The 26,105-nt window shown below is 58.9% G+C and carries 26 protein-coding genes; 6 read left to right on the top strand and 20 right to left on the bottom strand.

Annotated features, from left to right (window positions below):
* Positions 1–14 precede the first annotated feature (14 nt).
* From RE432_RS00990 to RE432_RS00980, 3 genes are read right to left on the bottom strand one after another with little or no spacing between them, the layout of a single operon-like run.
* The gene (locus RE432_RS00990; RefSeq protein WP_310931352.1) at positions 15–836 is read right to left on the bottom strand and encodes a phosphosulfolactate synthase; all 822 of its coding nucleotides are present in this window, start codon (positions 834–836) and stop codon (positions 15–17) included.
* Between the two features lie 12 nt (positions 837–848).
* Positions 849–2,186, bottom strand: a complete 1,338-nt coding sequence (locus RE432_RS00985; protein ID WP_310931351.1) for a lyase family protein — start codon at positions 2,184–2,186, stop codon at positions 849–851.
* Between the two features lie 3 nt (positions 2,187–2,189).
* Positions 2,190–3,167, bottom strand: a complete 978-nt coding sequence (locus RE432_RS00980; protein WP_310931350.1) for a tripartite tricarboxylate transporter substrate-binding protein — start codon at positions 3,165–3,167, stop codon at positions 2,190–2,192.
* A gap of 68 nt (positions 3,168–3,235) precedes the next feature.
* Here RE432_RS00980 and RE432_RS00975 point away from each other — a divergent pair, with 68 nt between their 5' ends.
* Together RE432_RS00975 and RE432_RS00970 are read left to right on the top strand one after the other, a co-directional pair.
* Positions 3,236–4,210 carry a LysR family transcriptional regulator gene (locus RE432_RS00975; protein WP_310932988.1) on the top strand — a complete coding sequence of 325 codons (975 nt, stop codon included), beginning with the start codon at positions 3,236–3,238 and terminating at the stop codon, positions 4,208–4,210.
* A 195-nt stretch (positions 4,211–4,405) separates the two neighbouring features.
* A complete protein-coding gene (locus tag RE432_RS00970; RefSeq protein WP_310931349.1) occupies positions 4,406–4,831 on the top strand; it encodes a hypothetical protein in 426 nt (141 codons plus the stop codon).
* Between the two features lie 81 nt (positions 4,832–4,912).
* Here RE432_RS00970 and RE432_RS00965 read toward each other — a convergent pair whose 3' ends face one another.
* From RE432_RS00965 to RE432_RS00925, 9 genes are all read right to left on the bottom strand, one after another.
* Positions 4,913–6,064, bottom strand: a complete 1,152-nt coding sequence (locus RE432_RS00965) for a YncE family protein (protein WP_310931348.1) — start codon at positions 6,062–6,064, stop codon at positions 4,913–4,915.
* A 38-nt stretch (positions 6,065–6,102) separates the two neighbouring features.
* Complete coding sequence (locus tag RE432_RS00960) at positions 6,103–8,547, bottom strand: TonB-dependent receptor (RefSeq protein ID WP_310931347.1); 2,445 nt, start codon at positions 8,545–8,547, stop codon at positions 6,103–6,105.
* 179 nt (positions 8,548–8,726) lie between these two features.
* On the bottom strand, positions 8,727–9,743 hold the full coding sequence (locus RE432_RS00955) for a FecR family protein (protein WP_310931346.1): 1,017 nt from the start codon (positions 9,741–9,743) through the stop codon (positions 8,727–8,729).
* 34 nt (positions 9,744–9,777) lie between these two features.
* Positions 9,778–10,317: an RNA polymerase sigma factor gene (locus RE432_RS00950; protein ID WP_310931345.1), complete on the bottom strand. Its 540-nt coding sequence runs from the start codon at positions 10,315–10,317 to the stop codon at positions 9,778–9,780.
* A 126-nt stretch (positions 10,318–10,443) separates the two neighbouring features.
* On the bottom strand, positions 10,444–11,391 hold the full coding sequence (gene hutG / locus RE432_RS00945; RefSeq protein ID WP_310931344.1) for a formimidoylglutamase: 948 nt from the start codon (positions 11,389–11,391) through the stop codon (positions 10,444–10,446).
* 9 nt (positions 11,392–11,400) lie between these two features.
* Positions 11,401–12,150 carry an amino acid ABC transporter ATP-binding protein gene (locus RE432_RS00940; RefSeq protein ID WP_310932987.1) on the bottom strand — a complete coding sequence of 250 codons (750 nt, stop codon included), beginning with the start codon at positions 12,148–12,150 and terminating at the stop codon, positions 11,401–11,403.
* A gap of 41 nt (positions 12,151–12,191) precedes the next feature.
* On the bottom strand, positions 12,192–12,860 hold the full coding sequence (locus tag RE432_RS00935) for an amino acid ABC transporter permease (protein ID WP_310931343.1): 669 nt from the start codon (positions 12,858–12,860) through the stop codon (positions 12,192–12,194).
* Positions 12,857–13,600: a transporter substrate-binding domain-containing protein gene (locus RE432_RS00930; protein ID WP_310931342.1), complete on the bottom strand. Its 744-nt coding sequence runs from the start codon at positions 13,598–13,600 to the stop codon at positions 12,857–12,859. The genes RE432_RS00935 and RE432_RS00930 overlap by 4 nt, the downstream gene beginning before the upstream one ends.
* Positions 13,601–13,626: 26 nt before the next feature.
* Positions 13,627–14,379 carry an IclR family transcriptional regulator gene (locus tag RE432_RS00925; RefSeq protein ID WP_310931341.1) on the bottom strand — a complete coding sequence of 251 codons (753 nt, stop codon included), beginning with the start codon at positions 14,377–14,379 and terminating at the stop codon, positions 13,627–13,629.
* Between the two features lie 238 nt (positions 14,380–14,617).
* On the opposite strand from RE432_RS00925, the gene RE432_RS00920 reads away from it, so the two are divergent.
* Positions 14,618–15,169 carry a DUF4136 domain-containing protein gene (locus RE432_RS00920; RefSeq protein WP_310931340.1) on the top strand — a complete coding sequence of 184 codons (552 nt, stop codon included), beginning with the start codon at positions 14,618–14,620 and terminating at the stop codon, positions 15,167–15,169.
* An 11-nt stretch (positions 15,170–15,180) separates the two neighbouring features.
* Here the strand turns inward: RE432_RS00920 and RE432_RS00915 are convergent, their stop codons facing one another.
* Positions 15,181–16,080: a LysR substrate-binding domain-containing protein gene (locus RE432_RS00915; RefSeq protein ID WP_310931339.1), complete on the bottom strand. Its 900-nt coding sequence runs from the start codon at positions 16,078–16,080 to the stop codon at positions 15,181–15,183.
* Between the two features lie 153 nt (positions 16,081–16,233).
* Here RE432_RS00915 and RE432_RS00910 point away from each other — a divergent pair, with 153 nt between their 5' ends.
* Both RE432_RS00910 and RE432_RS00905 read left to right on the top strand, forming a co-directional pair.
* Positions 16,234–17,211 carry a tripartite tricarboxylate transporter substrate binding protein gene (locus RE432_RS00910; RefSeq protein ID WP_310931338.1) on the top strand — a complete coding sequence of 326 codons (978 nt, stop codon included), beginning with the start codon at positions 16,234–16,236 and terminating at the stop codon, positions 17,209–17,211.
* A 19-nt stretch (positions 17,212–17,230) separates the two neighbouring features.
* Positions 17,231–18,202: an agmatinase gene (locus RE432_RS00905; protein WP_310931337.1), complete on the top strand. Its 972-nt coding sequence runs from the start codon at positions 17,231–17,233 to the stop codon at positions 18,200–18,202.
* Between the two features lie 64 nt (positions 18,203–18,266).
* Here RE432_RS00905 and RE432_RS00900 read toward each other — a convergent pair whose 3' ends face one another.
* The 7 genes from RE432_RS00900 to RE432_RS00870 all read right to left on the bottom strand — a co-directional run bounded on the left by RE432_RS00900 (position 18,267) and on the right by RE432_RS00870 (position 24,895).
* The gene (locus RE432_RS00900) at positions 18,267–18,965 is read right to left on the bottom strand and encodes a class I SAM-dependent methyltransferase (protein WP_310931336.1); all 699 of its coding nucleotides are present in this window, start codon (positions 18,963–18,965) and stop codon (positions 18,267–18,269) included.
* Positions 18,962–19,885 (bottom strand): NAD(P)/FAD-dependent oxidoreductase, encoded by a 924-nt coding sequence (locus RE432_RS00895; protein ID WP_310931335.1) that lies wholly within the window; start codon positions 19,883–19,885, stop codon positions 18,962–18,964. Before RE432_RS00895 ends, RE432_RS00900 begins: the two co-directional genes overlap by 4 nt.
* Positions 19,886–19,887: 2 nt before the next feature.
* Complete coding sequence (locus RE432_RS00890; RefSeq protein WP_310931334.1) at positions 19,888–20,331, bottom strand: Rrf2 family transcriptional regulator; 444 nt, start codon at positions 20,329–20,331, stop codon at positions 19,888–19,890.
* A gap of 553 nt (positions 20,332–20,884) precedes the next feature.
* The gene (locus tag RE432_RS00885; protein ID WP_310931333.1) at positions 20,885–21,688 is read right to left on the bottom strand and encodes an aspartate dehydrogenase; all 804 of its coding nucleotides are present in this window, start codon (positions 21,686–21,688) and stop codon (positions 20,885–20,887) included.
* Between the two features lie 49 nt (positions 21,689–21,737).
* Entirely contained in the window at positions 21,738–22,883 is a 1,146-nt protein-coding gene (locus tag RE432_RS00880) for a Xaa-Pro peptidase family protein (RefSeq protein WP_310931332.1), read from the bottom strand.
* A 37-nt stretch (positions 22,884–22,920) separates the two neighbouring features.
* Entirely contained in the window at positions 22,921–23,916 is a 996-nt protein-coding gene (locus RE432_RS00875) for a glutamate cyclase domain-containing protein (protein WP_310931331.1), read from the bottom strand.
* Complete coding sequence (locus tag RE432_RS00870) at positions 23,909–24,895, bottom strand: tripartite tricarboxylate transporter substrate binding protein (protein WP_310931330.1); 987 nt, start codon at positions 24,893–24,895, stop codon at positions 23,909–23,911. The genes RE432_RS00875 and RE432_RS00870 overlap by 8 nt, the downstream gene beginning before the upstream one ends.
* Positions 24,896–24,992: 97 nt before the next feature.
* On the opposite strand from RE432_RS00870, the gene RE432_RS00865 reads away from it, so the two are divergent.
* On the top strand, positions 24,993–25,985 hold the full coding sequence (locus RE432_RS00865) for a LysR substrate-binding domain-containing protein (protein WP_310931329.1): 993 nt from the start codon (positions 24,993–24,995) through the stop codon (positions 25,983–25,985).
* The last annotated feature ends 120 nt before the right edge of the window (positions 25,986–26,105 follow it).

Genomic DNA, 26,105 nt, shown 5'->3' with positions numbered 1-26,105 from the left:
TTGAATCCAGTGTACTAGAGTTGGGTGAAAATCGAGTAGCCGACCGCGCGCCCGATGCCCCGGCGCATGCCCTCTAAACGCAATGCCTGGCCTAAAGTGATGTTCGCCAGATTCACGTCACTGCCGAACTCCGACAGCATCGTGGCGTGCTGTTTGGGAAATCGATAAGGGTCGGCTTCGATCAGCGCCCGGCTGAACCATTCCCGTGCCTTGAGTTGTTCCATCTCCTTTGGTTTCTGGGATGCCAGCAAATCGAGCTCGGACTGCTCAAGCGTCAGGTATTCGATTCCAACGTCATGCAGGTCGGCGACGATCCCATCAAGATCCTCCAGCTGCATGGGCATGTCCGGATCCTTGGCGCCGTATTCGTACACTACCTGAAAGCCCTGCCTTTGAAGCTGGCTGATAATGTTCATTCGCTCATCGCGGCTCAAGGACACGCAGTTTTCGGAAACCTCGAGTGCATCCAGACCTACCCGGCGCAGTAGCTGAAGAAAGGCGTCAACCTCGTTGCGGCGGTAAGCATATTCGAAAATGATTCCACCCGCATAGACGGATACGCCGTAGTCCTTGTAGCAGGCAACGGCCTTCTTGATGGTTTGTTCGGGTATCAGAAGCAGGTTGGGTGCGAAGATCTTGACGAAATCGATATAGTCCGCCGTACATTCGAGCGCTGATCGGATCCCGATGTCGCTGCCGCCCCAGCCAAACGTGTCTGGGCCCCAATCGATGACCGACGTAATGCCTTTCTTCCTGGGCTTGAGGTCGCGGCCTGGCAAGGCAAGCGCGCTCTGGATGTGGTCGGAGCCCGCCTTATTGATGAAGCTGTCTTCCATTGTCTTCAATCCTTATGAATGGGGTGCCATGGGGTTCCGCGACAGCGTCGCGTCTGCCGTTCGCCGGGCCGTGACATACGCTATGGCACGATCAACGGCCTCAGGCGCCAGGCCAAGATAGGTCCGGTGATCAAGCAGCTCATCCAGCTCGGCTTCGCTCAGATTCGAGGCGAGCGCTTCCTGGGCGAGTAGGGCTGCGCGGAATGCGATGCCCTCTGCGGCCGCTTGTCGGGCGGCGTCCCTGACCACGACATGGGCCTTATGCTTGCCGATGTGCCGACCCAGGGAAAACATGATCCGTTCGGCCATGATCAAGCCATCGGTGCGCCCCAGGTTCCGGTCCATGTTGGCGGGATGCACGGTCAGCCCAGCCAGCAGCCCCTCGGCCGCGGCAAGCAGCTGGTCCATGTTGGTCGCAATGGATGCGAGCGAGCTGTCATTGCTGATCTGATCGCGCTCATAAATGGAAACCATCCAGTCGAGCAACACGCCGGATTCATGGGCGATCTGGCGGGACAGCCCGATAATCGCGGTGGCCTTGCGCGGGTTCGATTTGTGCGGCATCGTGCTTGAGCCCACTTCGGTGTTTCCCTCGTCCAGCTCGGCAAAATCGTCGCCTTGCAGCAGAAAGATATCTTGCGCCATGCGGGCCAGGCTCTTGGCCATGATCGCAATCGTGCATCCCCATTCCGCATGCTTGTCGCGGGTGCCCTTCCAGTCGGCAGGTTCGGGTGGCGCAAGGCCCAGCTCCTCCATGGTCAGCGTCTCGACCTCGAAACCCTGGTCACCAAGCGCGGCATAGGTTCCCACTGCTCCGCCCAGCACGCCTGTGTTGGTCCGGGAAAGCCACCCCTGCATCCGGATGATGTTGCGCCGATTCTCGAGCATCCAGGTGCTGGCCTTGAGACCGAAGGTGATCGGCAGGGCGTGGCGTCCCACCGTACGGCCCATCATGGGTGTGGATCGGTGGGTTTGCGCAAGCGCCATCAAGCGCGCTTCGATGCACAGGGCGCGCCCGCAGAAACGCTCCATGGCGCGGCGCATCTGAATGACTTGCGTCGTGAGCCGGATATCCGGCGTGGTGGCTCCGTAATGCAGGAAGGCGGCCGCTTCGTCGCCCAGCGCGACTGACCAGGTCTTTAGCAGCGCCACCAAAGGGTGGCCGACACTTTCTATGGCTTCCTGGATCGCTCCCGCCGGCGCGAAATCGGGCTGCGCCTTTTCGTTGATCGTATCGGAGGCCGTCTGGGGGATAATGCCCAGGCGAGCCTGGGCCCGCGCAAGCGCCGCCTCGATTTGCATGATGGTGGCAGTCGCGGCCCTTTCTCCGAATATGTCTTGCATGGACATGGACTACTCCTGCCTCATCCCGATTTGCTCGATCACATTGTCCCAGCCCTGCTGTTGCTCGGACAGCCACGCGGCAAAGTCGAGGCTGTCCTGCATAACCGGTTCGAACCCTATCTCGCGCAGATTCTTCTGTACCGATTCCGAGGAAACGATCTGATCGATCGCGCTTCTCATGCTCGAGACGACCTCGTCAGGCATATCCTTCAGTCCCACAAGGCCGATCCACAGCTCTACATCAAAGTCACCGTAGCCGGCTTCCTGGAAGGTCGGCACGTTCGGAGCGAGCGCGTTTCGTTCCGCGCCGGTGAGCGCCAGCGCCTTGAGCTGCCCGCTCTGCAGCTGAGAAAGTATGGGCGCCAGCCCAATGAATCCCGCTTCAACCCTGCCAGAGGCCATATCCACGATTGACTGGCCGCCGCCTTTATAGGGAATATGGACGATATCGATATTGGTTTGCTGCTTGAACACTTCGCCGGCCAGGTGATGCACAGAGCCCGCGCTCGAGGCTGCATACGATAGCTTGCCGGGTTGTGACTGGGCATATTCCACGAAGCCCTTCACTGAATCCACCGGCACGTTGGGATTGACCACGAGGACTTCAGGGGAGGTGGCGATCTTGGCAACGGCCTCGAACTTGCTCATGTCCCAAGCCAGCGAGTTGTTGAGCAATGGCTGGATGGGAATCGAATCCGTGATCAAGGCAAAGGTATATCCGTCCGGTTTTGAACGGGCAAGATCCCCCATGCCGATCGCGCCGGCTGCGCCGCCCTTGTTCTCGACGACGACCGTCTGGCCAAGCACCTTTCCAAGCTGATCCGCCATGATTCGCCCGACGATGTCGGTGGCTCCGCCCGGCGCGAATGGAACGATCAATGTAATGGGCCGATTGGGCCAAGCCTGTGCGAGTACTGGGGTTGCCGATCCCAGGAGGGTGGCCGCGGTCAAGATGGCTGAGGCAGCGACGAACTGTCGGCGTTTCATGAATATCTCCTCTTTTGATTTCCAGTGGACACAGTACGCCAACTCAGCTATAACCATGAAATCAAAAAATCCGGTCATGTGATAACAGGAGGCTTTCACTGCCACACCCCATCACCCCGCGGCTGTCTTCATTAAGGTTCAGAAGCCTGCGCTTGCTGCAACTCATCGCCGAACATGGCTCGGTCCGCAAGGCCGCCGATGTTCTTTGCGTCACGCAACCCGCAGCCAGCGCGATGCTGCTGGAGGTGGAACAGGTGTTGGGCCTTGAGCTATTCGTGCGATCCCGCCGAGGCATGACACCCACGCCAGCCCTCATGTCCTTGCTTCAACGCCTGACGGTGATCGAGAATGAAGTCAAAGCGCTGAGCGAGGATGCAAGCGCTTTCTTTAGCCGGGCCCGGCGGATCTACCGACTGGGTGTACTGCCAAGAAGTATGCTGAACGTCATGCCTCAAGTGTTGGCAAAAGTCGTTGAGCAACATCGCGAGTTGGAGTTCTCACTGACGGAGGCTACCTCCGACGTGCTGTTGCGCGGATTGGCGGACAACCATTTCGATTGTGTCATCGGGCGGCCCACCCGCGACGCGGCGCACGCGATGGATGGTCGCCACTCCTTTCAATTCCAGACACTTTATGAGGAAGGGATGTGTGTTGTTGCGGGAAAACGTCATCCCCTTGCCAGCAGGAAGCGGCTCACCTTGCGGGATACCCTTGATTGGGGCTGGACCTTGCCGCCATTGGGGTCAGTGACTCGAAACTTGCTGGTCGACGAGTTCCTGCATGCGGGGATTTCGCCCCCTGTGCCCATCATTGAATCCGCGAATTTCTTTTCCAACCTGAGCCTGGTGGAGCAGGGAACCCTGCTTACCGTCTCGCCCATGTCCGCTGCCCGCAAATACGCATCGCTCCAGGGAGTCAGCATTCTGGACTTGAAATTGGGGACGCCCTTGCCGCCCATTTCATTGATTTGGCGGAGGGAAAGCGCGCTTGAGGGACCGCTGGCCGTGCTCCGCGAGGAATTGCTTCGAAGTTGTGCTACTTGAACACATGGCCGGCGGCGGTAGCCGAGCCTGAAGCAGCGGCCACAGCCCGCTGTTGACCAGCCGAGGGCGTTGGCTTGATCAGCGGCTTCGCAGGGTGAGTTTCAATTGGACACGGTGGCTTACAGGCGCTACACAACCGCGGTGGTATAAAAAATTAAGAGCAGGCGTGATGCCTGGAACCTTAAAGGACCATCCATGAACCGTAATCTCACAGCACTAGCCGGTGTGTTCTTGTGCGCAGGGCTGGCTGCATGTTCAACGCCACAAAAAAACGCTCAGGAATTGTCGCAACAAACGGTTGAATACAACTGCGGCCAAGGCAGCACCCAGCCGCTAAGCGTCCAGTACACCTTTCAGGGCGATGATCCGATGGCTGCCAAGGTCATTTACAACAACCAGGCTGTTGACCTGACGCGCGCCACCACCAGCAACGTCGACATGGTGGGTAATACATTCCGCGGGAATGGATACACCTGGACCACTGACAAATTCACGCGTGGCGATGCCGGTACCGTAAACGGCAAAATGCTCACCCAGGAAACGCAGCAAGTCGTCAGCGGCCAGACTTCCACCGTCAGCAACGTCCTGGTCAAAGATTGCCGAGTTGTAGCCGCCTCGTAAGCACTGTCATGCATGCTTCCCGCTCGCCGTGAGGCGGGCGGGATTTTTTGCGCCTGTTATTGGCCCGCCTTGCGGGGGAGATTATCGGATGCGCGCAATGCTTTCCGGTGACCCTTCGGGCGCATCTTCTCCATTCTTCACGGTAACGAACAGCTCTCCGGTCTTGCTATTCAGGGCAGGCGTGTTCGGGTGCGCGGGCAGGCTGATGGTATGCAGCTTGCGGTAGCCCTTGCTGTCGAAAATCGTTAGCTCGCCGGAAGCGCGATTCGCTACAAACAGGCGCTCACGCGCGGGGTCAATCTTGAGGTTGACCGGCCCCCCCGCTTCGAGTTCGGCGACGGTCTTCCCGGTGGCCAGGTCGATGGCCACCACCCGGCTGCCGGGGTGATGCGATTCATAGCCCGGCATGTCCTTCTTCTGAAAGGCGGTCATTTTGGGGTGCCCCTGGTCCACGGCCAGCAGGCGATGGTTTACCCCGTCGTAGGCCAGGTTCAATGGCTGTTCCACGCCCAAGTCAAAGCGTTTGACGATTTCGTTCGACGCCGTGTCAACGACGACGGCCTCGCCTTCCATGTTGGACACATACAGTCGCTTATGCTTGGCATCAAGCGCTATCCCCGTGGCCGTGTATCCGAATCCGGGAATGATTTTCTCTATGCGTCCCGTCTGAGTGTCGATGACGAAAAGCTTGCTCTCTTTATTGTCAAAACCAGCCATATACAGCCGGTGATTGTCGGTGTCCAGCAGCAGTTGGCGGAAATGGTATTCCGGCCGGTCACGGCCGTCCTTGCCCTTGCTCACGTTGACCAACTGCCAAGTCTGTTGGATCTGGCGGGTTCGGGTATCGATGACGGTGACGGCGCCGCTGCCTGTGTTCCCGACATACAGGCGGTCGCCGGCATCGTCCAGCGCCAGGCTGAATGCCCGAAGAGGCAGTTCGATCTTATCGATAACGGCAAGATCGGCCGGATTCACCACCAGGATCTGATAAGGCACCGACTCATCCTTGAAGCTGCCGGCCGACGCCACGAACAGCACACCTTGCTTGTCGCTGTAGACCAGTTCGTAAATACCTTGCGCGATCGCAGCGCGGGTAACGACCGGCTCCGCCCTGTTTTGGATGGCGTTGGCCGCGTTTGCGGTCGTCTGAAAGTTCTTTGTGGGTGCGGTGCAGCCAAGAATGCCTGCTGTGGCCGCAACGCACAGTAGCGCCGATGTGATGATACGGTTCATGGAATGATCTTTCCCATTAGATGAGTAAGGTATGACAATCAGAATTCGATTGATGCGGACAAATTGAAGGTACGGGGTTGGCTGACGCCTCGCCAGAGCGAGCCATACCAGTAGTGGGCGTTAGCGACGTTGTAGACGGTGCCGCGCAATATGACACGGTTGTCAGCAAGCTTGGTGGCGTAGGCGAAGCCCAGGTCATAGCGCCGCCAGCTTGGAACGGACTGGGTATTGGCTTGATCCAGGTATTGCTTGCCGGTATGGATGGCGTTTGCCGTCAAGGTCAGGCCGGGGACCGTCGCGACGTCGTAGGCGACGCCAAGCTTGGCCTCGAACCGTGGGACTTCGGGCGCGTCATTGCCTTGGTAAAGTCCGCCCTGCGTTTTCGTCAGTTTCGCCTGCTTCCAACTAAGCCCCCCGATAAGACGCAGTCCTTTGACAGGTTCCCCGAAAACTTCCCATTCAATGCCGCGGTTGCGCTGTTCACCACCGAAACTATAGATATTGGTTTCGGGATCCGTCATGGAGCTGGGCCGGTTGATCTCGAACACGGAAAGCGTCGTCGCAAGGCTACCGAGATCGTACTTGATGCCGATCTCTTTCTGCCTGGATTTGTAGGGAGCGAAAATTTCTCCGGCGTTGGCGGCGGTCGCAGGCGCCTGTGCGCCCGCACTCAGGCCTTCGATGTAGTTTCCGTACAGAGAAACACTATCGGTCAGCTTGAAGAGCACGGCGGCGGCGGGTGTCGTGGCCGATTCATCATAGGGGTTGTCTCGCAATTGGCCGGTCGCCGCATCGAAGCTTTTCTGCCTTACGTTCTGGCGGCGCACGCCCACCGTCAACTGAAAACGGCTGTCGAACATAGAAAGCGTATCGGCAATCCCTACGCTGCGCAGTGTGTCTTCGTTGCTCTTGGGCATGTCGGGGGAATAATCCACGTCCGGCCTGGAAACATAGGTCGGATCGTAGATGTTGCCCGAGTCCAGGCCACTTAGAGGATAGTTGACTCTGGCCTGATATACGGTTCTTTGCGACGCATTGGCGTTGATCGACAACTGGTGGTTGATCGGCCCGGTATCAAATCGGGTTTGCGCTCCCACATCTCCGGCACTGTTCTCGAACTTCGAGTTCCAGACCAGCGCTGAGTCGCGGGCGAAGTCGCCATCCATGTTCAGCAGGCGCCAATTCATCACGTTGGCAGTCATTTTGCGCTCGTTCCTGCCGATGCTTGCCCACACAGTCGTATCGTCGCTGATGTCATACTCGCCCTTCAGCATAAAGAGATCGCCGCGGGTTTCGTAAACGGTCCAGGGTTCACCAGCGATCAGCTTGTCGTGGGTCGGAGGTTTGGGCACCGAGGCCAACCGTGAGGTAATCTGGGCGGACACGCCGTCCGTATGCTCCTCGTTGTGGATCCAGTCGAAGCCCACTCTCAGGTCGGTGCCACGGTAGTCGATTCCAAGTCCAGCCGCCTGGTTGTCGAGTTTCTTGTGCTTGATGGGGGACTCGCCCTCGCGTTTTGTTGCATTCAGGCGCACACCCCAACGATTGTCCGTGCCGAAGCGGCGGCCCATATCAATCTTGCCCGAATAGATGGAGTCGCTCTCGTAGCCCATGCTCAACCGGTTTATGGGCGTATCGGTGGCCCGCTTGGTCGCCGTGTTCACGGTTCCGCCGATACTGCCGCCGGGCATCATGCCGTTCAAGAGTGCCGACGGGCCCTTAAAGACTTCCACATGTTCTGCGAAGTCGCCCAGACTGCGGTTGCCATAGGATGCCAATCCATATAATCCGTTGATGCCCAGATCTTCCAGGCCAGAATTACTGAAGCCGCGGATTTGCACGGCAGCGTAATTGCTCAGGTCATAAGCGTTGCCTGTGGTGGATACGGATGGGTCTGTGTCTGAAATTACCCGTAGCAGATTGTCCGATTGGGTGTTCTCTATCGCTTCCCGGGTATAGGCCTTGGTGCTGAATGGCGTATCCATGAAATCCTTGTTGCCCAGCAGCCCGACCCTGCTGCCGACGGCTATTTGCCCGCCGGCGTAGGCGGGTGGCAGCCCGTTGGCCGATCCCACAACTGTCACCGGCGTCAATCGGGTGGCTTGTCCCGACGAGTCCGGCGCGGATGACGACAGCGACACGCTCTTTCCGTTGCGCCGGTATCGGATATTGGTCCCGGCCAGCAATTGTTCCAATGCCTGGTCGGCAGTCAGGTTGCCGGATACGGCCGGGGCATTCAGCCCTGCCGCGATGTCGGGAGCGTATGCCAGTTCCAGCGAAAACCGGTTTGCCAGTTCGACCAGCGCCTGGCCTAGTGGTTGCGCCGGGATGTTGATGGATATGGGGGCTTCCTGTGCCTGGGCGGGTATCGGTGCGACGCAGAAGGCCAGAAGCAGGGCCGTTGTGATGCAGGTCAGGCGTGTAGAAAAAGTAAAGTGCTGCCGCAGTGCGTGAAGGCGGATGGTTTCGTTGTTACGGTTCACAGAAAAGATTCCAGGTGGTTCAACAAAGTGTCTGCGCTTCAGAGGCTCAGGGCTAAGCCTGCTGTACAGGCTTTCCTGAGCGCAAAAGACACCCCCTACTGATATAGACAATTCAGCCGGGTGAATACCTGATAAAAAAAACCATCAAAATTGAAACAAAAAAATCATGATGACTTCGTTCAACGCCGCGTCACCACCGATGTGCCGTCGGCAAGATGCAAGATCCTCACCGGTGCGATGTCCGGCAACAGCGCAAGGAACGCATTCGTATCGTCCGTACTGAAGGCGCCGGCGATGCGCAGCCGTGCCAGTTCCGGGCCGTCCAGACGTATCGGCCTGATTGCGTAGCGATTGATTTCTGCAATTGCCTCGGGCAGGGGCGTGTCGTGAAACACTACCCGGCCTTGCCGCCAAGCGGTCAGCGTGGCTACGTCCCTGTCATCGATCATGGCCAGACTGGCCGGCGGTTGCGCGCTTACACCTTGGCCGGTCTGCAAGGCGGCGGTGCTGCGGTTCCACCACGGGCCATGCCTGACCTGCACCGAACCCGAGTCCACCGCCACCCGTACATGCAGGCCGTCGCGCCGGACATCGAAGCGGGTGCCCGTCACCTGAACGGAGGTGTCGCCGGCCTTTACCAAAAAGGGCCGTTGCGGATCGCTGGAAACTGTGAAGGATGCTTCGCCCGAGCTCAGCACAACGACGCGGCTGTCGGCATACAACCGCACGGACAACGTCGTCGCGGTATTGAGTTCGATGATGGAGTCGTCGGGCAGCGGCACTTGGCGCCGTTCTCCGCGTTGGGTGGAAAACTCAGCGGTATAAAGCGGCTTGCCTGGCCACAATGTAGGCAGGGCAAAGCCGAGCACCAGCGCTGCGGTACAGGCGGCGCCCAGGCCGCAGACCAGGCGCCGCCGTGTGAGGGAATGACGATGGCTGGATCCAACGGGGTCTTTCGCCAACGCGCGCAGGCGCTCGTTCGGGATCAGCCCGACAGCATTCCAGACGCCCCGCGCCCGCCGGTATTCCAGCGCATGTTCCGGGCTGGCAGCAAGCCACATCTCGAACTGGCGTCGCTCGGCCTCGTCCATGCGTCCCGATTTTTCACGAGCGAACCAGAAAGCGGCCGCGTCGCGAGGGTCGCGCAGGGTATCTGGATCGATGGAGTCGTTCATTGGATAAGGGTCGGCGCTCACGTGAAGAGGCGCGCCAAGCAGACGTCAGGCATCTTCATAATACTATAGGCTTCTCGACAGTATCCATGTATTCGGGGCAGAAACTTTGCAACTGTGTTCGAGCGTGGCGCGTGGCATCCATGACATAGCGCTCGACCGTGTTCAGCGCCAGGCCCATTTTTTCCGCGATCTCGGGCTGCGTGTATCCTTCCAGCCGATGGTAGATGAAGGCTTGCCGTTTTTTCAGGGGCAGTTGCGCCAACGCAGCTTCCAGCGCTTGCGCCAGCTCGCCGGCGCGCAGGCTTGTTTCGGGATCGGACAGCAAAGGGTGGTCATCATGGGCCAGCTCTTCCAGCGAAATCAACTCTGTGCGGGAACGCCGTTTTATCTCGTTGATCAGGCGGTTTCGGGACGAGCGGAGCAAATACGCCTTTGGGTTCAGCACAGCCGCCGGATCTTTGCCGAGGAACTGAATCACTGACTCCTGTACAGCGTCTTCCGCCTCACAAGAAAGGGAGTTCCCCTTCGCCCATGTCCCGATCAACCCGCTGTAGTAAGCGAGCCAACCTTTTTTGGGCGCAAGAGGGCGAGACATGACGATACAGGAGGTGTAAATCGTATAAACCCTGCATAATAACAACAATTCTCATTTAGATATAGGGGAGGGCCTGGATGCGCCGTCGTTGATCCCCCCTATGTTGGAATGGTTCATCGCGACCGATCAGGGCGCCAGCAATTGCCAGGCGAGCCGGGCGGCGACGCGCGCGGTGTGGTTGTCGATATCGAAGTCGGGGTTGATTTCAACAATATCGCAGACGCGCAGCTTGCCGCTTTGCTTGACCCGGCAGGCCAATGCCTCGACCACGCTGTAGGGCACGCCCAGTGGCGCGGGGGCGGAAACGCCCGGAGCCACCGAGGCGGGCAGCACGTCCAGATCGATGGTCAGGTAGACGTCGCCCGCTTCCGCAAGCAGCTTGTCCAGGTCTGCCAGGCGGCTTTCCAGATGTTGTTGCTGCATCGCCGTGTCTTCGTAGAAGACGGTGCCCAATTCACGCGCGTGGGCATACAGCCCCGCCGTGTTTCCCAGCCTAGATACGCCAAAGCAGGCATAAGTGACCGGCGTCGCGCTCTGCCTGCAGGCCTCGAGAATCTGGTCGAAGGGAGTGCCCGAGCTGCCCGGCCTGCTGCTGCGCAGGTCAAAATGCGCATCCAGGTTCAAGATAAGCAAGGGCTGGCCCGAAGCCTTGGCGGGCCGCGCGGCAAGATGCTGCGCCAAGCCCTGGAAAGTGCCCCAGGCCGTTTCATGCCCGCCGCCCAGTATCAGCGGGCGGGCGCCGGCAGCCAGCACCTTGGCCACTTGCCGCCCCAGTGCCGCCTGCGCATGCTCCAGCGCATCGTCCTCGCAGACGATGTCGCCGGCGTCCCAAAGCACATTGAAGTCATGCGCCGGCAAGCCCGCCATCATCGAACGGATGGCGCGCGGACCCTTGCGCGCTCCCGGGCGGCCCTTGTTGCGGCGCACCCCGGCATCGCAGGCAAACCCCAGCACGACGGGGTCGCCAACGCCAAAACCGCTGTCTTCCTGCCGTACCAGCTGGAACAGCCGGCGTGTGTCGCCCTGTTCGGCGGCGTCATTCCGGCCTTGCCAAATATTCTGTGTCGAACTCATACACCTGCCTTATACATCTTGCTTGAGCACTGCCTGCAGAAAACCGCGGGTGCGAGCCTGGCTGGGGTTCGAGAAAATGACCTCGGGCCTGTCGGCCTCGATGATCCGTCCGCCATCCATGACGACAACCGTGTCGGCCATGTCACGGGCAAAACCCATTTCGTGCGTGACCACCATCATGGTCATTCCTTCTTTGGCCAGCAGCTTCATGACGCTCAGCACTTCTCCGACCAGCTCGGGATCAAGCGCCGAAGTCGGCTCGTCGAACAGCATGACTTTGGGCGCCATGGCCAGTGCGCGGGCAATGGCCACACGTTGCTTTTGTCCTCCGGACAGGCTGGCCGGCATGGCTGCGGCCTTTTCCGCCAGGCCGACTTTTTCCAGCAGCGCCATGCCCAGCTCTTGCGCGGCGGCAGCGCTGGTCTTCTTGAGCGTGCGCGGGCCAACCGTAATGTTGTCCAGCACGGGCAGGTGCGGGAAAAGATTGAACGACTGGAACACCATGCCAACTTGCATCCGCAGGGCATTCAGTTCGCGCTCGTCCAGCATCCTGCCGTCATTCAGCAAACGCTGGCCGCAGATATCGATCGTGCCGCGCTGCGCGACCTCCAGTCCGTTGCAGCAACGCAGCAAGGTGCTCTTGCCGGATCCGCTGGGGCCGATCACGACCACGACCCGCGATTCATCGACCTCCAAATCCACGCCCTTCAGCACCTCGTGGTCGCCATAAGCCTTGTGCAGGCCCTGTATCTGAATCATCGCTTGCGCCGATCCCGGCGTCCGCGCCGTTGAGTGATCGCTCATTGCACCATGCCTCCCGCCTTAAGGCGCAGTTCCACACTACGCAATACCATTGTTACAAAGGTGGTCATCAGCCAGTAGATCACCGCAATCACCAGGTAGATTTCCAGGGAACGGTAGGACACGCTGATGATTTTCTGGCCTTCATGCATCAGATCGTGGATGGTCAGCAGCGACACAAGCGCAGAGTTCTTGATCAGCGAGATGAACTCGTTGCCCAGCGGCGGAATCATGCGCACGAATGCCTGGGGCAGAATGATCTTGAACATGGCTTGCCGGGCCGACATTCCCAGCGATCGCGCCGCTTCCATCTGTCCCTGGTCGACAGACTGAATCGCGCCGCGCACGATCTCTGAAACATACGAGGCGGAATACATGCCCAGGCCCAATACGCCGCAGGCAAATGCGGGCAGCAAAATGCCGAAGCGCGGCAGGCCGAAGAACCAGATGAACAACTGCACCAACAGTGGCGTACCGCGGAAACACGAAAGATAGACACTGCAAATTCCGTAGGCCACGCGCCGTTGGGGATTGAGCCGGCCGATGCCGATCAACAGTCCGAGCAGGCAGGACAGCAGCAGTGCGCAGACCGTTAATTCTATCGTCACCGTGGCGCCGCTAAGCAGCGCCTGCCAATCAGTGAATGCGGGCGTGAAGTCCAGATTCATTGCGTGCCGCCCTCGAACCATTTGTCGACGATCTGCTGGTACGTGCCTTTTTCTTTCAGGCGCTTGAGCGCATCGTTAAGGGCCGCCACCAGCTCGGGCTGGCGCTTGTCCACGGCGATCCCGTATTCCTCGGTCGTGATCTGCTCATCCAGCACAATCAAGTCGGGGTGGGACTGCGCATACAGCTTGGCGGCAGGCTTGCCGGTCACGGCGGCATCCGCGCGGCCTACGCCCACCAGATTGAACATTTCCTCGTTCTTTTCTACCTCGACGCGCTGCACCTTGGGGTAGTGCTCCTGAAGGTAGCCCACCGATTTGGTGCCCACCTGCACGGACACACGCTTCCCATCCAGGTCCTTAAGCGCCTTGATGGGGCCATCGCGGCGGGTCAGCACGACCAGGCCGCCCGCGTAGTAGGAGTCGGTGAAATCCACCACCTGCTTGCGCGCATCCGTGATGTAGATGGCAGACACCGCGACATCGGCGCGGCCCGACAGGACGGCAGGAATCAGTCCCTTGAAATCAATATCGGTCCAGGACGCCTGCTTGCCCATTTCCTTGACCAGCGCTTCGGTCAGCTCAATATCGAAACCGGTGCGCTTGCCATTCTGGCTGAACTCCATGGGCGGGAAGGTGGGGTCCGTGACAATGCGTACGGAATCGGCGGCCAGGCTGGCGGCCGCAAAGCCGCTCATCGATACCGCAAGAATCGCTGCCAGGATGGTTTTGCGTGATGCCATGACAATCTCCTTGTTTGGGAAGGCACTCAATGGCTTTGCAGCCGTGATGAAATACGCGCGGCAATGGAAGACGTCATGTCTATGAACTGCCGCTCGCGGTGATGGATCCGGGTAGTGGGGGCCATCAGGGTGATTGCCGCTATCGCATGGCCGTACTGCTGGAACAGAGGCGCGCTGACGCCCCAGACACCCTCGTCCACTTCGCCCTCTGAAATACAGTAGCCTTGCGCACGGATCTGATTCAGGGTTTCTTTCAGGGCCAGGATGTCCTGTTCTTCGATCAGTGCTTCCCGCTCCAGATGGCGCAGGGCGGCAGCGCGCCGCTCATTGTCCATGAAGGCGAGCAGCGTTTTGGCGGACGCCCCTTTCCAGAGCGGCAGCCCGCGGCCTTTGGTGAACGAACAGCGCAGCGAACTGGGGCTTTCCACCATGTCCAGGCAAACCACCTGATTGTTCGCGGCGGCCAGCAGGCCGACCGATTCACCCGTGTTGCGCGACAGCGCCTCGAGCTCGCTATGCGCCTCTTGCACCAGGTAAGACAATTGGTCGAATCCCCAAGCCAAGGGCAGGCATATCGGCCCCGGCAAATACGCGCCGCCGCTTTCCATGACGAAGCCCCAGCGCTTGAGCAAGGCCAGTTGCCTGTACAAGGTGCTTTTGCTCAGGCCAGTCTCGGCCATCAGCTCGGCCGGGGTCACCGAGCGCTCGAGCCTGGCCAGCGTTGCCAGCACAAACAGAACACGATCGGCGCCGCCTTTGGCCACGAACTCATCGGTCATGGATGGAGGATCCAGAAAACAGAAATATGGCCTCACTGTATGCTGATTTCCCATATACAAGGAATATGATTCCCATAAAACGGGAAAAATAGGCTAAACCCTGATAAGAAAGCCGCCCCTGCATTAACCTGGCCGGCGCCTAGCCGTTCGTTCCCGGCCCGTATCGACAATCTTGGTGATGTCTGGTGAAATAAATGGGAACGTGTCGCATTCTTATTATCTGGATCTGGAGTGAATCATGATGATGAAGTACATAGCGTCTGCCATATCCCTGGCCTTGCTGTCGGCATGCGCCAGCGGTCCGGCAGTCAGCACGGATGCGGACCCGGCCGCGCAGTTCAGCCAATACCGCAGCTACGCCTGGAAGCAAGAGCCCACCGACGCGCCGCCGCTGGTGAAGCAGCGCATCGTCAGCGCCGTCGATGCGCAATTGCAGGCGAAAGGCTGGCAGCGCCAGGACGCCGAACGCAATGCAGACATCGGCATTGCCGCGCACGTGGCGACGGAACAGAAACAGACGCTGGATACGTTCTATGGCGGCCCCAGCTGGAACACCTGGGGATGGCGCGGCGGATGGGGCGCCGGCATGGGCATGGCGACGACAACGGTACGGACTTACGATGTCGGCACGCTGGTGATCGATATGTTTGACCAGAAGAGCAAGCGCGCCGTATGGCGAGGCACCGTCAGCGGCACCATCCCCGACTCCCCGGAAAAACTCCACCAGGGCGTGCAGCAGGGCATCGACAAGCTGTTCGAGTCATTTCCACCTGGGAGCGGGGGGCAATAGGGCAAAAACGCTCACGCGGCATGCCCGGCACAAGAGGCTTCCATGGCTTTTTGAAGATGCGCTGTCAGCCGGTCCGCAAGGAGCGGCCTGGCGACGGTGCTAAGGGATGCCGCGCTGATATTGAAGCGTATGGCAGGTTGCAGGCTTAACACACGCACTCGGCGCTTATCGACTGACAGCACGGTCAAAGAATCGACGATGGCCACGCCCAAGCCCTCGGCAACCAAATTCAGGGCAACATGAAGTTGCTGAATTTGAATATGCTCAGCGACAACCAAGCCTTGCTCGCGGTATAGATTAAGCAGCAGCTTGCCTAGCGGGTGCTGATACTCCGGCACAAATACCGTCATTCCTTGCAGGTCGGCGACAGAGACCGAGGTTCGTCTTGCCAGCACCCCTGGCGGCGCAACACAAACCAGCTCGCCCCATCCTATCGCCTGCTGATCGATCAGCGGGTGGCTTGCCGATTGATAGACCACGCCCACGTCGGCTTCCTGGCGCACCAGGCTTTCGATGGCTTGTTTAGAGTAGGCGCTCTTGATGGAAATTCTGGCATCGGGATACTCAGCAAGAAAGCTGCGCAATGCCCGAGGCACTATTTCCAGGGCCAAGGCCGGCGCCGCCATGATTCTTAATGGCTTGCCCTCGGGTTTTTTCAGATTGATGGCCATCTGCCGAACGACGTCGAGCTGGCTATGCAGGTTGTTGACTTCTGTATGCAGGGCCTGTGCTTCCTGCGTCGGTATCAGCCGTCCGCGAATGCGCTCGAACAGAGGATAGCCCAGCTGAAGCTCCAGGCTCTTTAAATACTGAGAAACGGCCGGCTGGGTCAGGTTCAGCAGCTTGGCCGCGGCGCTTACTGTTCCCCCTACCATCAGCGCATGAAATATCTCGATATGCCGCAAGCGCATAGTGTGATTTCCCTTTCATCTATAAGCAGGACAACATGAAGAGCCCCGATTCCTTATACCTTTCACGGCTTTGCCCGACATAGAATCAAGTGGCCGTCCAATTATGCAGTCTTATTTCCGGTTCTGAAAAAAATAATAGATACAGGAGACGCCATGATCAAGATTATCCGTAGCGCGACAATAAGCTTAGCCACCCTTTTGGCGGCATTGCTGCCCGTTCATGCCGTCAGCGCCGCCGACTGGCCTGCGAGACCCGTGGAGTTGATCGTTCCCTATCCGCCCGGCGGCAGCTCCGACATCATTGGCCGCTTACTGGCCAAGCATCTGGCTTCCCTATTCAAGCAGCCATTCGTGGTCCTGAATAAAGGAGGGGCGGCAACGGCCATAGGTACGGCGCATGTAGCAAAATCCGCAGCAGATGGCTATACCTTGCTATTGGCCGACAGCCCACTGGTTGTCAATGCCGCGGTCAACCCCAACGTTCCATACCAGCTATTTGATGATTTTTCCCCCGTTGCTGTATTTGGAACCTCGCCGTCGTTTCTGTATGCACCGATAGGCGGCAGTCAATCTCTTTCGGAGCTCATCGACAAAGCAAAACAGCAACCGGGTAAAGTTCCCTTTGCCAGCGCGGGCGGCGGGACGTCCACCCACCTGCTGCTGGAGATCCTGCAACGGGAAGCGGGGGTGCAGTTCAATCATATTCCCTACAAAGGGTCAGCCCCTGCCTTGATGGACACGGCGGCGGGAACCATTGACGCCTCATTCTCGACCTATGCATCGGCGGAGTCCCTGGTCTCAGCCGGCAAACTACGCGTCATAGCGATGACTTCCGATAAGCGCCTGGAAGATTTTCCAGGCGTGCCCACATTAAAAGAATCAGGTTACGACGGGGCGACGATGCAGACTTGGTGGGGAATACTGGGGCCCGCGGGGCTGCCGAAAGACATCAACGAGGCGCTTCAGGCTGCGCTGGCTCAAATTGTTCAGACCGATGACGTCCGGGCGCAATTCAAGCGGCTTAGTGTTCTGCCGAATATCGGTGATTCCCAAGGCTTCACGGCTACGATCAAGAGCGATTATGAGCGCTGGAAGGGTGTTGTCGAGGCCGCAGATATAAAACTTTACTGAAACGACTCAAGAGGCGTATATGACCAAGCTGAATGCTCTGGATGAATTGTGCGACACCCCGCATACTTTCCTGAATGTGCCCCACACTCACGATGCCACCGGCGCCAGGGCGGCTATTCTCGGCATTCCTTTCGATTGCGGCCTGCATCCTTTTCGGATCGGGTCGCGGCAAGGGCCGCAGTCTATCCGCGATCAATCGCGCTTAATGAGAACGTACAACTCCGAGCTGGCCGATTTCAATCCGATGGCCAGGTTGAAACTCGTCGATTGCGGCAATGTGCGCGTGACACCCAGCAAAGTGCAGGAAAGCTTTGCAGCCATAGAAAAGGCGGTTTCCATCATCCTGAAACAAGGGGCCGTTCCCGTGACGATGGGCGGCGATGGCAGCGTGTCATTGCCCCAGTTGCGAGCCGTTGGCAAGCACCACCCTGATCTGGCGGTCATCCACATCGATTCCCACACGGATACAAACACCTTTCAGCCAGGCAACGAGTACAACGCGGGCACGCAGTTCACCCATGCCGCGCTGGAAGGGTGCCTGGACCCCCATTCTTCTTTTCACATAGGCATACGGGGCACCACCTACTCTCAACACATCCTTGCGCATGCGCGCAGCTTTGGTTATCGGATCGTGACCTTGAATGCCTTGCTGGATCAAGGGATCAGCAACGTCGTGGCCGAGCTTCGCGAGCAACTGAAGGGCAGGCCGGTGTACCTTTGCTTTGATATGGACGTCATCGATCCGTCGTGCGCGCCGGGCGTTGCCGCGCCGAGCTGGGGCGGCCTGACCGCGCGTGAAGCCATTGCGCTACTTAGAATGCTGGAAGGATTCAACCTTGTGGCGGTCGACTTCAATACAGTCAGCCCGCCTCATGACATCAACGGGATGACAGCTTCGCTGGCCGCGGCATTGATGTTCGAATGCCTGGTGCTGCTTTGCCGTCAATTTGATCTAGCCTATCCCGACCCCGTTCCCGAATTTCACTATTAGGCAGTGTAGTGGTCCAAAAGAAGCCATGGCCATCGTTTCGCAAGGGGTGCGCCGTTTACCAAGGCTATCGCAGCCCTGCGGCAGGGGTATCTACTTTGTAGGCGGCCCAGCCCCTGAAAGTGAATGCGCAATAGAAAAGATCGATGTCCGTGAACCCGGCCTGGCGCAACAGATCGGCATCTTGCTGCGGTGAAAGCACCGGCAGCCGCTGCTTGATCGCCGCGATGCTGTCGTTGGCCTGTGCCTTAGGCACGCCGGCAGCGGCCGCATACGCCGCATTGCGCGCAAGCCATGTGTCCCGGACCGGGCCTTCGCTGGAAAAGCTGTGATGCGCAACCACCAGGGCAGCGCCGGGCCTGAGCCGCCGGTGCATTGCCTGCAAGGTTTTAAGGCGCTCCGCTGGCGCAAGGAAGTGCAGCGTCAGCAGGCAGGCCGCGCCGTCGAAAGGCCCCATGGGCGCACTGTCGATATACCCTTCATGCAAACGCACGCGAGGCGCGATGGGCTCAATGGCTGCGCGGGCCAGATCAAGCATCTCGGCCGATGGGTCCACGCCGTCGAAGCGCCAGCTTGGCTGCATTTCGGCGAAGGCCTTCAGTTCCAGCCCGCCGCCCGCACCCAGCACCAAAATGCGCGCGTCGGCAGGAGCCCGCTCGGCCAGCAGCACGCCCGCCATCCTGTGCAAGTCCCGAAGGCCGGGCACGATTCTGGCGGTTCTTCCCGCATAGCCTGATACGGCTGCCGGGTCGGAAAACGGATTCAAGGGATGCCGCCTTCCGTTTGTATGGGGTTAACCGTCTCGGGCCAAAGCAGCGAGCGGTGCACCTGGGCGCCCGCCATGGCGCCGCTGCCCACGGCCAGCGACACAGAATGAGGTGCGCGCGCCACATCGCCGCAGGCAAACACGCCCGCCACCGAGGTCTTGTTTTCAGTATCCGTGCGCACTTGCATGCCCATCGGCGTCTCCTCCATCGCGCAGCCCAGCACTGTGGCCAACGAACCGGAAGGAACAGTGCGCGTCGCCGTGAACAGACCCTTGAAGCGTAGCAGGCGCCCATCGGCCATTACCACATCGGCATCCCCATCGATCCTGTCGATGCGCGCCTCCTCGATCGTCACGGCACGCCGCTTCAAGGCGGATCTGACATCCTGGTTCAACTCCACTATCCCATTGGCGAGCAGAGTCACATCGCCCCAATCGGTGAGCAGTTCGGCCTGATGAACGGACAGCGGGCCGGTGCCGACGATGCCGATACGGCCTTGGCCGAGCTCGTAGCCGTGGCAGTATGGGCAATGGAAAACCGTCTTGCCCCAGCGCTCGGCCAGTCCGGCGATGGGAGGAAGCTGGTCAGCCACACCGGTGGCCAGCAAAATGCGGCGGCCTTGATGCGCTTCGCCCTGAGCCGTCGTGATCGTGAAGTGGTTCACCTGTCCGGAAACGGATTCGGCCAGCCCCTCCAACCAAGTCAACGTCGGATAGCTTGCGAGCTGGCGCCGTGCGTTCGCAGCGATTTCGCCGGGAGGCATGCCGTCCTGCCCCAGAAATCCGTGCGAATGGCTGGCAAAGCGGTTACGCCGCTCGCCGGCATCAATCACCAGCACGGACCTGCGTGCCCGCAGCAACTGCAAGGCCGCCGCCATGCCCGCATAACTCCCGCCGATGATGATGACATCGTAATGCATGGTCAGTTCCTTTTGTGTCGTGCTGCCGCATGCCGGCGTGCAAAGTCCGCGGCCAGGTCAGCGAGTGTGATTTCCGAGAACCGTTTCAGCAATAGCGCCTCGGCGTCGGCAAATGTTCCCTCGAGCGCGGCATTCACCGATTGCTCGACCAGGCACTCAGGCGTTTCGTTGCGGTTGCCGATGGCAAATATGGCCGGCTCGCCCAGCGCTTCGTGCAATTGGCGCAGTGTGACGGCGCTCAGGTCGGCATGGATGCGCCATCCCCCTGCGTGGCCCCGATCAGATGTGACGATGCCCGCCTCTCGCAGATACCCCATGGTGCGCCGTACCACGACGGGGTTGGTGCCCAAGCACTTGGCCAGGGCTTCGGAGGTAACGGGTCCATCCTGCTCGGCCATGTGCAGCAGCGCATGCAGGACGGAAGATAGGCGGCTATCTCGTTTCATGTAACTAATGATGTTATATAAAGGGCTGCGTGTCAAGGGTTGGATGGAGGACGGGTTTTGTGCTTCCGGAAATTGCGACCCAACCTGAAGCAGATTCTGGCGATCCGTTTAAGCTGAAACGTGATATCAATCGAGTTGTTAACCGGTATCTGCTGAGGGGAAACTAGGTATGGCTTATGAAGAGGAGGAACATCTCGAGTTTGAGGGCTGGGTTTATCTGTTCCGTCAGCGCACGTTTCACGATGCTGGACAGATAGACGACATGCGGACCTAAATCCAGATAGTGATACAACGGCCTAACCTGTTCGTTTCCGTTGAACTAGAAATTGGAAACGACACCATCTGGATAGGTGCTATGCCTGGATGCGAACGCCATATGCTCGCGCGCCGCTTGCGATTTACTCCCTGGTAGCAGCCACTAGCCTGTGGACTTTGGCCATTCATGCGGGTCCGTATTTCGGCTCCAAGCATATAGGCCCACAAGCGCTGCTGCAGCATCAGGGTCCAGGATGATAGGCGGATGCCCAGGTGTGAATGCATTGGAGCGGGAGGTTCAAATAACCAGCGCCGCGCACTCTCGCTGCAAGGCATGTATGACGCTATGGGCCGTAATCAAGGATGTGCTTGGGTTATCCGGCGAAGCCATGGCCTTGATACGCACGGAGATGGAACCGGCCATGCTCACCGCTTCAATCTCGTGATAGTTGCCGTCAGCTTGCGGGTCGGCCATCATTTCGACTTGCGTTTCATCCAGGCCAAGAGTGGCCAGCGCAAGCGTCGCCGCCACGTTGGCATTCTTGGGAAATCCTATTGCCGCCATGCGCGCGCTGCCTTGATAGAACACGGATGCCTCGGACAAGGTGGCGAGGTCAAGGGCTTTCTCGGCGGGCGAGCCGCGCCAGGACATGGGAGGCTTGCACGACCGATAGCGCACGCTCGTCAGGCCTGCCGAGCGGGCCGCCTGCAGGAAATCCAGGCCGCCGATGGCGCCGGCTGGGATGATGATGCGGCGCTTGTTCGACAGCGCCGCGGCCTTCAGCCGGTCGTGCCGTTCAGCCGAGGCCAGGGCGCCGACTGACAGGATCATCACATCGCAACCCGCATTCAGCAGGTGTTCGGCATAGGCGTCCACTGCCTCGTGCCCTGAGCATTCGACGACAAGTTCGGGCCGCGACGCGAGCAAGGCGTCCAGGCTAGTATGCAGGGGCGCCGCCACCGCCTGCGGGTTGGCGATCGTCTTTCCATTGGCACGCACCAGTATGCCGACGACATCGGCCCAATCGGCGACCGCCAGCATTCGTTGGACTTCCATGCCGATCGTGCCGCAACCGATCATCCCTATTCTTAGCTGCGTCATAATACTTCCGTCAATCCTGTATTCTTTCAATCAATATCCCACGCGATTCCTACAGCTGGACCGTGCCTTGCACAAGAAACGGCTCGTCGGTATTGAATTGCGCCGACAGTAATGTCGGTGCGTCTTGTCTGACTACGATCATGTCCTGCACATGCCAGTGGTCTTTATGCGGCTCCAGAGCCAGCACCATGCCTTCTTCCAGGACGATCTCGGAGCCCCGGCGCAGAATGGGCTCTTGCTGATGCCACCAGGCCCCGACCCCATGCCCGACTAGCAAGGAGTTGTAGGACCAGTTGTTTTTCTCGAATTCAGTCATGACAAACTGGTATAGGTCGCCGACTACGGTTCCCGCCCTGCAGCGGTCTATCGTAGATCGGTATATGTCCAGATTGATCTTGTAGTCTGTCTGTTGTGCCGCCGACGGCTGGCCAAGGATAACATTGCGCGACTGATGGCCTGGATAGCCATTCAAATATGCGACATAGTCTGTGCGGATGACATCGCCGACGCGAAGGGTGTAATCGCTTTCGCCGGCATAAGGAATGGGATTCTTGTCGGAATTCAGAATGCCATGGGCCCATTCGAAGCCCTTCGAGAGACAAGTGGCCATCATGTCAGCGTGGATCTTGCGCTCTGTATCCCCAGGCCGGATGCGCTCGAAAACCTCTAGATAGACTTCATCCAGAAGATCGGCGGCGCGCTGGATCCGCTGGACTTCATCCGCCGTCTTGATCCAGCGCACGCGGTCCATCAGGGCGGTGCAATTGACCATCCGCATCCCAGGTAGCAGCTTCTGCAGGCAGGCCCAATCACGGGCGCTGACATAGTCTTGTTCCAGGCCCACACTGGCACCGGCCAGCCCCGCATCGGTCAATACCTCAGCCAATTTTTCGTATGGCGACTGCACATAGCCTTCGTACATCTCAATTTGCTCGACCCAGGAGTCGCGGCGGGCCAAGCCGACTGCCGTCTTGTTGGTGATGATGACCGGCGAACCATGCCGCGGCCATAACAGAAGTACCGCGCGTGTCGAGTCGGCCAGATCTTGGTGGCGCGCCAATGTTCCCGGATAGACTACACCTGACAGGTAAGTAAAGTTCTGTCCTGAACGCAGCACGACGGCGTCGAGCCCGGCCTCGTCCATAAGGGCATTCAACCGGTCCACGTTGGCCGTAATCTTGCGCTGCCTATTCATTTATTCGTTCTCCAGTATTGATGCTTCATGAAAATATTCAGAATTGGCGGGTGCTGGCGGGAGCCAGTGATTGGGCCACAATCGTGTGCATGGCCTGGACGATGGCGGCATTGGCCTCCGGCGGCACGCCGTCGCACCATGGCCGTAATTTGCCGCTGCCGCCATCGATCAGTCCGAGGCCAACGCCGATATGCGCCAGCGCCAACTCGGCGTCGGGCGTGTGGCATAAGGACAGATCCTGGCGCAGCAGCGCCAGCCCGGCCGTCAGCCCGTTGGCGCCCATATTCGAGCTATTCGCAATCAACAGCACATCGGTTTCCACTACGGAATAGACGCCGCCGCCACAGGGTGTCGTATCTTTGTATGCATACTCGGGCATCTCGCGCGATAAGCTCTCGTAGATGTTGCCGCAGCCGATTTCGTTTCCGCCGTCGCCGATCCCGATGGTTCTTTTCCCCAGCATCCGGGCCGTTCGGAAAAGGTGGTCCAGATTGGCCCGGTGGCTCGCGCGCGACACGCCCGTCGCGCCATAGATGATGCCGTTGGTATTGCCGCCCAAGCGTTCGATGGCGCAAAAGATATCGTTTTCGGCCGCTAGGCGCTCTTGCAGGGGCACGTCGTCCAGTCCGAGTTCAATAACTTCGACTTTCAGCCCGATGGCACGCAAAAGCCCCCGGAATGGTTCTGCGGCCGCTGGATCGGTCAGTATGCTGACCTGATTACCCATTGCTGCGAGCGCTTTGGCCAGGACGACCGATCCGAGAGGACCATCGTTTTCGCCCACCGGCATGTGGCCGGGCACCGCCGCGCCGCTGACCAGCAGAACCTTGGAGGGTGGCCTTGCGAACTCCCGGGCTGCCGCTTCAACCAGCGACATGCCAGCTGCGTCGCGCGCCATCAGGTACATCGGCCATTTCAAGCCGCGCGGCAAGGAGCCATGACTGCGCATCTCTACATTGATCAAGCGATCGATATTTTCGCAGGCGATGACGTCCATCGGGAAATGGCCATGTTCGGCTTGAGTATCAGTCAATAGTTGCTCCCGATTGCTTGATGACTTCGCGCCATTTGGGGATTTCACGCTTGAGCAAAGCGGCGAAATCGGCAGACGAACTCCAGTAAGGTTCGATGCCCGCAGTCTTGAATTTTTCTTTCACGCCTTTGGAATCCAGAACGCGTTTTACGGCATCGTTCAGAGTCTTGATGATCGCGGGCGGTGTCCCGGCAGGTGCGAACAGGCCATACCATGTGACCATCTCGTAGCCTGGAACTGTTTCCGCAATGACAGGCACATTAGGCAGAGTCGCATTGCGAGCGGGACTGCTGACGCCCAATACTTTCAGTTTGTCCGACTTGATCTGCTGCAGCGCCGACGGCATGGTGTCGAAGGCCATGTCGACATGGCCGGCCAGGAGGTCGACCATGGCCGGGCCGGCGCCCTTATAGGGAACATGTAGTATCGTGGCGCCCGCCATTGACTTGAACAGTTCAGCGCCGAGATGTTGGGCCGATCCTACTCCCGCCGAAGCGTAGGTCAGGCTGTTCGACTCATTGCTTTTCTTCGACAAGGCAATCAGCTCAGCGATATTGTTGGCCGGGGTGGACGCATTCACCATCAACAAAAGAGGGGTTGTTGCCACTGTCGAAATTGGTGCGAAATCCTCAATCGGATCATAGCTGAGCTTTGAGTACAGGCTGGGATTGACCGCATGCGTCGCGCTGCTGCCCAGGACGAGCGTATAGCCATCCGGCTCGGCCCTTGCGGCAATCTCGGTGCCCAAACTGCCGCCCGCTCCGCCTTTGTTTTCGACAACGACAGGTTGTTTGAGCAGTTCAGCCAACTTGTCGCCCACGATCCGGGCGACGGCATCAGTGCCGCCGCCCGGCGGGAACGGCGTAATCAGTCGTATGGGGCGTGTTGGATATTCTGTGGGTTGGGCCGAAACGCTGGGAGAGCCGGCCAGCAGGCTCAGGCACCCGGCCGCCAATATTGCGGCAAAACTTGTTTTCATTATCCACTCCTTTAAGTAGGGCTCCTGAAAAATTTTCTACTTCTTATGGCTATTCAGTATGATTGATCCGCATCTAAGAAAAAAGCGGATAATTCGAATGAAGATATCGAAAAAATCGATGGCTGATTCCACGGGAGACAATGAACTCACGTACCGGCATTTGAAGCTCCGGCACCTTCGCCTTTTGCAACTGCTGGAAACAGAGGGGTCGATAACAGGCGCTGCCAAGGCGATGCATCTGACGCAGTCGGCGACAAGCGCCATGCTGAAGGAATTGGAAAGCATATTCGGCATTCAAATGGTCGAACGTGGCGCCCGGGGAGTGGTGCTGACAAAAGCCGCGAGGGTGGCCTTAAGGCGGTTTTCGATCGCACTGACCGAAATCAAATCGGCGCACGATGAGGCGGTGCTTGCACAAACGCACAAGCGCTTGCGATTGCGTGTGGGAGCTCTGACACTGACCATGCTCGATCTTGTTCCGCAGGCTTTGTCCATATTGCTTTCTCGAACGTCGGACATACAGGTCGACATAACAGAGGGTACCGTCAACGGGTTGGCCGATGCGCTGCTACGCGGCGAACTTGATTGCGTTTTGGGTCGGATAAGCCCGACGTGGTCGAAGTGGGAAGAGGAACAGACAGAGAAAATGAATCTTTTCGATGAGCCCAGATGCCTGGTTTGTCGGGCAGGGCACGCGCTTGCGTCCCGACGCTCGGCAGGATTGGCTACGCTGGCGGCCCATCAATGGGTTCTTCCTCCTATACAGTCTTCGACCCGCCTGGCCTTCAACGAATTGTTTCTGGCGAAAGGCCTTATGCCGCCCATCCCTGTTGTCGAATCACAAGCGGCGCACTCGAATATGGACATCGTCGCTGCGACCCATCTATTGGGCATTGCCCCGCTGGCGCTTGCCCGCCGGCATATCGCAATGGGAAGGCTACATAGGCTGGCGCCATCGGTCGATCTGACGGGATTTCCCGTTTCAATGATCTGGCGCCGCGTTAACGGTTCCGATCCTGCGCTGGTCAAGTTTCGTGAAGCGCTGGTTCTTGCTAGCCGTAGCAGGGGGAAAATGCCTTCCGTCGGCTGACTGGTTCTCAGGCGGCATGCTTGATATCTTCTTTTACGGGTCCAGCGGATGTACGATCACGGAAATTTCGTTAGCATCAAGGTAACGTCGCACGCCTTGCGGCAGGGGATTTTGAGTTGC

Source organism: Pusillimonas sp. SM2304 (genome assembly GCF_031628915.1).
GTDB lineage: Bacteria > Pseudomonadota > Gammaproteobacteria > Burkholderiales > Burkholderiaceae_B > Pusillimonas_C.
This window is presented reverse-complemented; position numbering and strand designations above follow the sequence as displayed.

What these genes read in the sequence shown, in the direction of transcription:
- RE432_RS00940 (WP_310932987.1), bottom strand. Translation starts at nt 12,150, where the DNA reads ATGATTCAGATACAGGGCCTGCACAAGGCTTATGGCGACCACGAGGTG.
- hutG (WP_310931344.1), bottom strand. Translation starts at nt 11,391, where the DNA reads ATGAGTTCGACACAGAATATTTGGCAAGGCCGGAATGACGCCGCCGAA.
- RE432_RS00910 (WP_310931338.1), top strand. Translation starts at nt 16,234, where the DNA reads ATGATCAAGATTATCCGTAGCGCGACAATAAGCTTAGCCACCCTTTTG.
- RE432_RS00885 (WP_310931333.1), bottom strand. Translation starts at nt 21,688, where the DNA reads ATGACGCAGCTAAGAATAGGGATGATCGGTTGCGGCACGATCGGCATG.
- RE432_RS00915 (WP_310931339.1), bottom strand. Translation starts at nt 16,080, where the DNA reads ATGCGCTTGCGGCATATCGAGATATTTCATGCGCTGATGGTAGGGGGA.
- RE432_RS00950 (WP_310931345.1), bottom strand. Translation starts at nt 10,317, where the DNA reads ATGTCTCGCCCTCTTGCGCCCAAAAAAGGTTGGCTCGCTTACTACAGC.
- RE432_RS00970 (WP_310931349.1), top strand. Translation starts at nt 4,406, where the DNA reads ATGAACCGTAATCTCACAGCACTAGCCGGTGTGTTCTTGTGCGCAGGG.
- RE432_RS00925 (WP_310931341.1), bottom strand. Translation starts at nt 14,379, where the DNA reads ATGACCGATGAGTTCGTGGCCAAAGGCGGCGCCGATCGTGTTCTGTTT.
- RE432_RS00890 (WP_310931334.1), bottom strand. Translation starts at nt 20,331, where the DNA reads ATGAAACGAGATAGCCGCCTATCTTCCGTCCTGCATGCGCTGCTGCAC.
- RE432_RS00865 (WP_310931329.1), top strand. Translation starts at nt 24,993, where the DNA reads ATGAAGATATCGAAAAAATCGATGGCTGATTCCACGGGAGACAATGAA.
- RE432_RS00895 (WP_310931335.1), bottom strand. Translation starts at nt 19,885, where the DNA reads ATGCATTACGATGTCATCATCATCGGCGGGAGTTATGCGGGCATGGCG.
- RE432_RS00905 (WP_310931337.1), top strand. Translation starts at nt 17,231, where the DNA reads ATGACCAAGCTGAATGCTCTGGATGAATTGTGCGACACCCCGCATACT.
- RE432_RS00880 (WP_310931332.1), bottom strand. Translation starts at nt 22,883, where the DNA reads ATGAATAGGCAGCGCAAGATTACGGCCAACGTGGACCGGTTGAATGCC.
- RE432_RS00935 (WP_310931343.1), bottom strand. Translation starts at nt 12,860, where the DNA reads ATGAATCTGGACTTCACGCCCGCATTCACTGATTGGCAGGCGCTGCTT.
- RE432_RS00930 (WP_310931342.1), bottom strand. Translation starts at nt 13,600, where the DNA reads ATGGCATCACGCAAAACCATCCTGGCAGCGATTCTTGCGGTATCGATG.
- RE432_RS00985 (WP_310931351.1), bottom strand. Translation starts at nt 2,186, where the DNA reads ATGTCCATGCAAGACATATTCGGAGAAAGGGCCGCGACTGCCACCATC.
- RE432_RS00870 (WP_310931330.1), bottom strand. Translation starts at nt 24,895, where the DNA reads ATGAAAACAAGTTTTGCCGCAATATTGGCGGCCGGGTGCCTGAGCCTG.
- RE432_RS00980 (WP_310931350.1), bottom strand. Translation starts at nt 3,167, where the DNA reads ATGAAACGCCGACAGTTCGTCGCTGCCTCAGCCATCTTGACCGCGGCC.
- RE432_RS00990 (WP_310931352.1), bottom strand. Translation starts at nt 836, where the DNA reads ATGGAAGACAGCTTCATCAATAAGGCGGGCTCCGACCACATCCAGAGC.
- RE432_RS00920 (WP_310931340.1), top strand. Translation starts at nt 14,618, where the DNA reads ATGATGATGAAGTACATAGCGTCTGCCATATCCCTGGCCTTGCTGTCG.
- RE432_RS00965 (WP_310931348.1), bottom strand. Translation starts at nt 6,064, where the DNA reads ATGAACCGTATCATCACATCGGCGCTACTGTGCGTTGCGGCCACAGCA.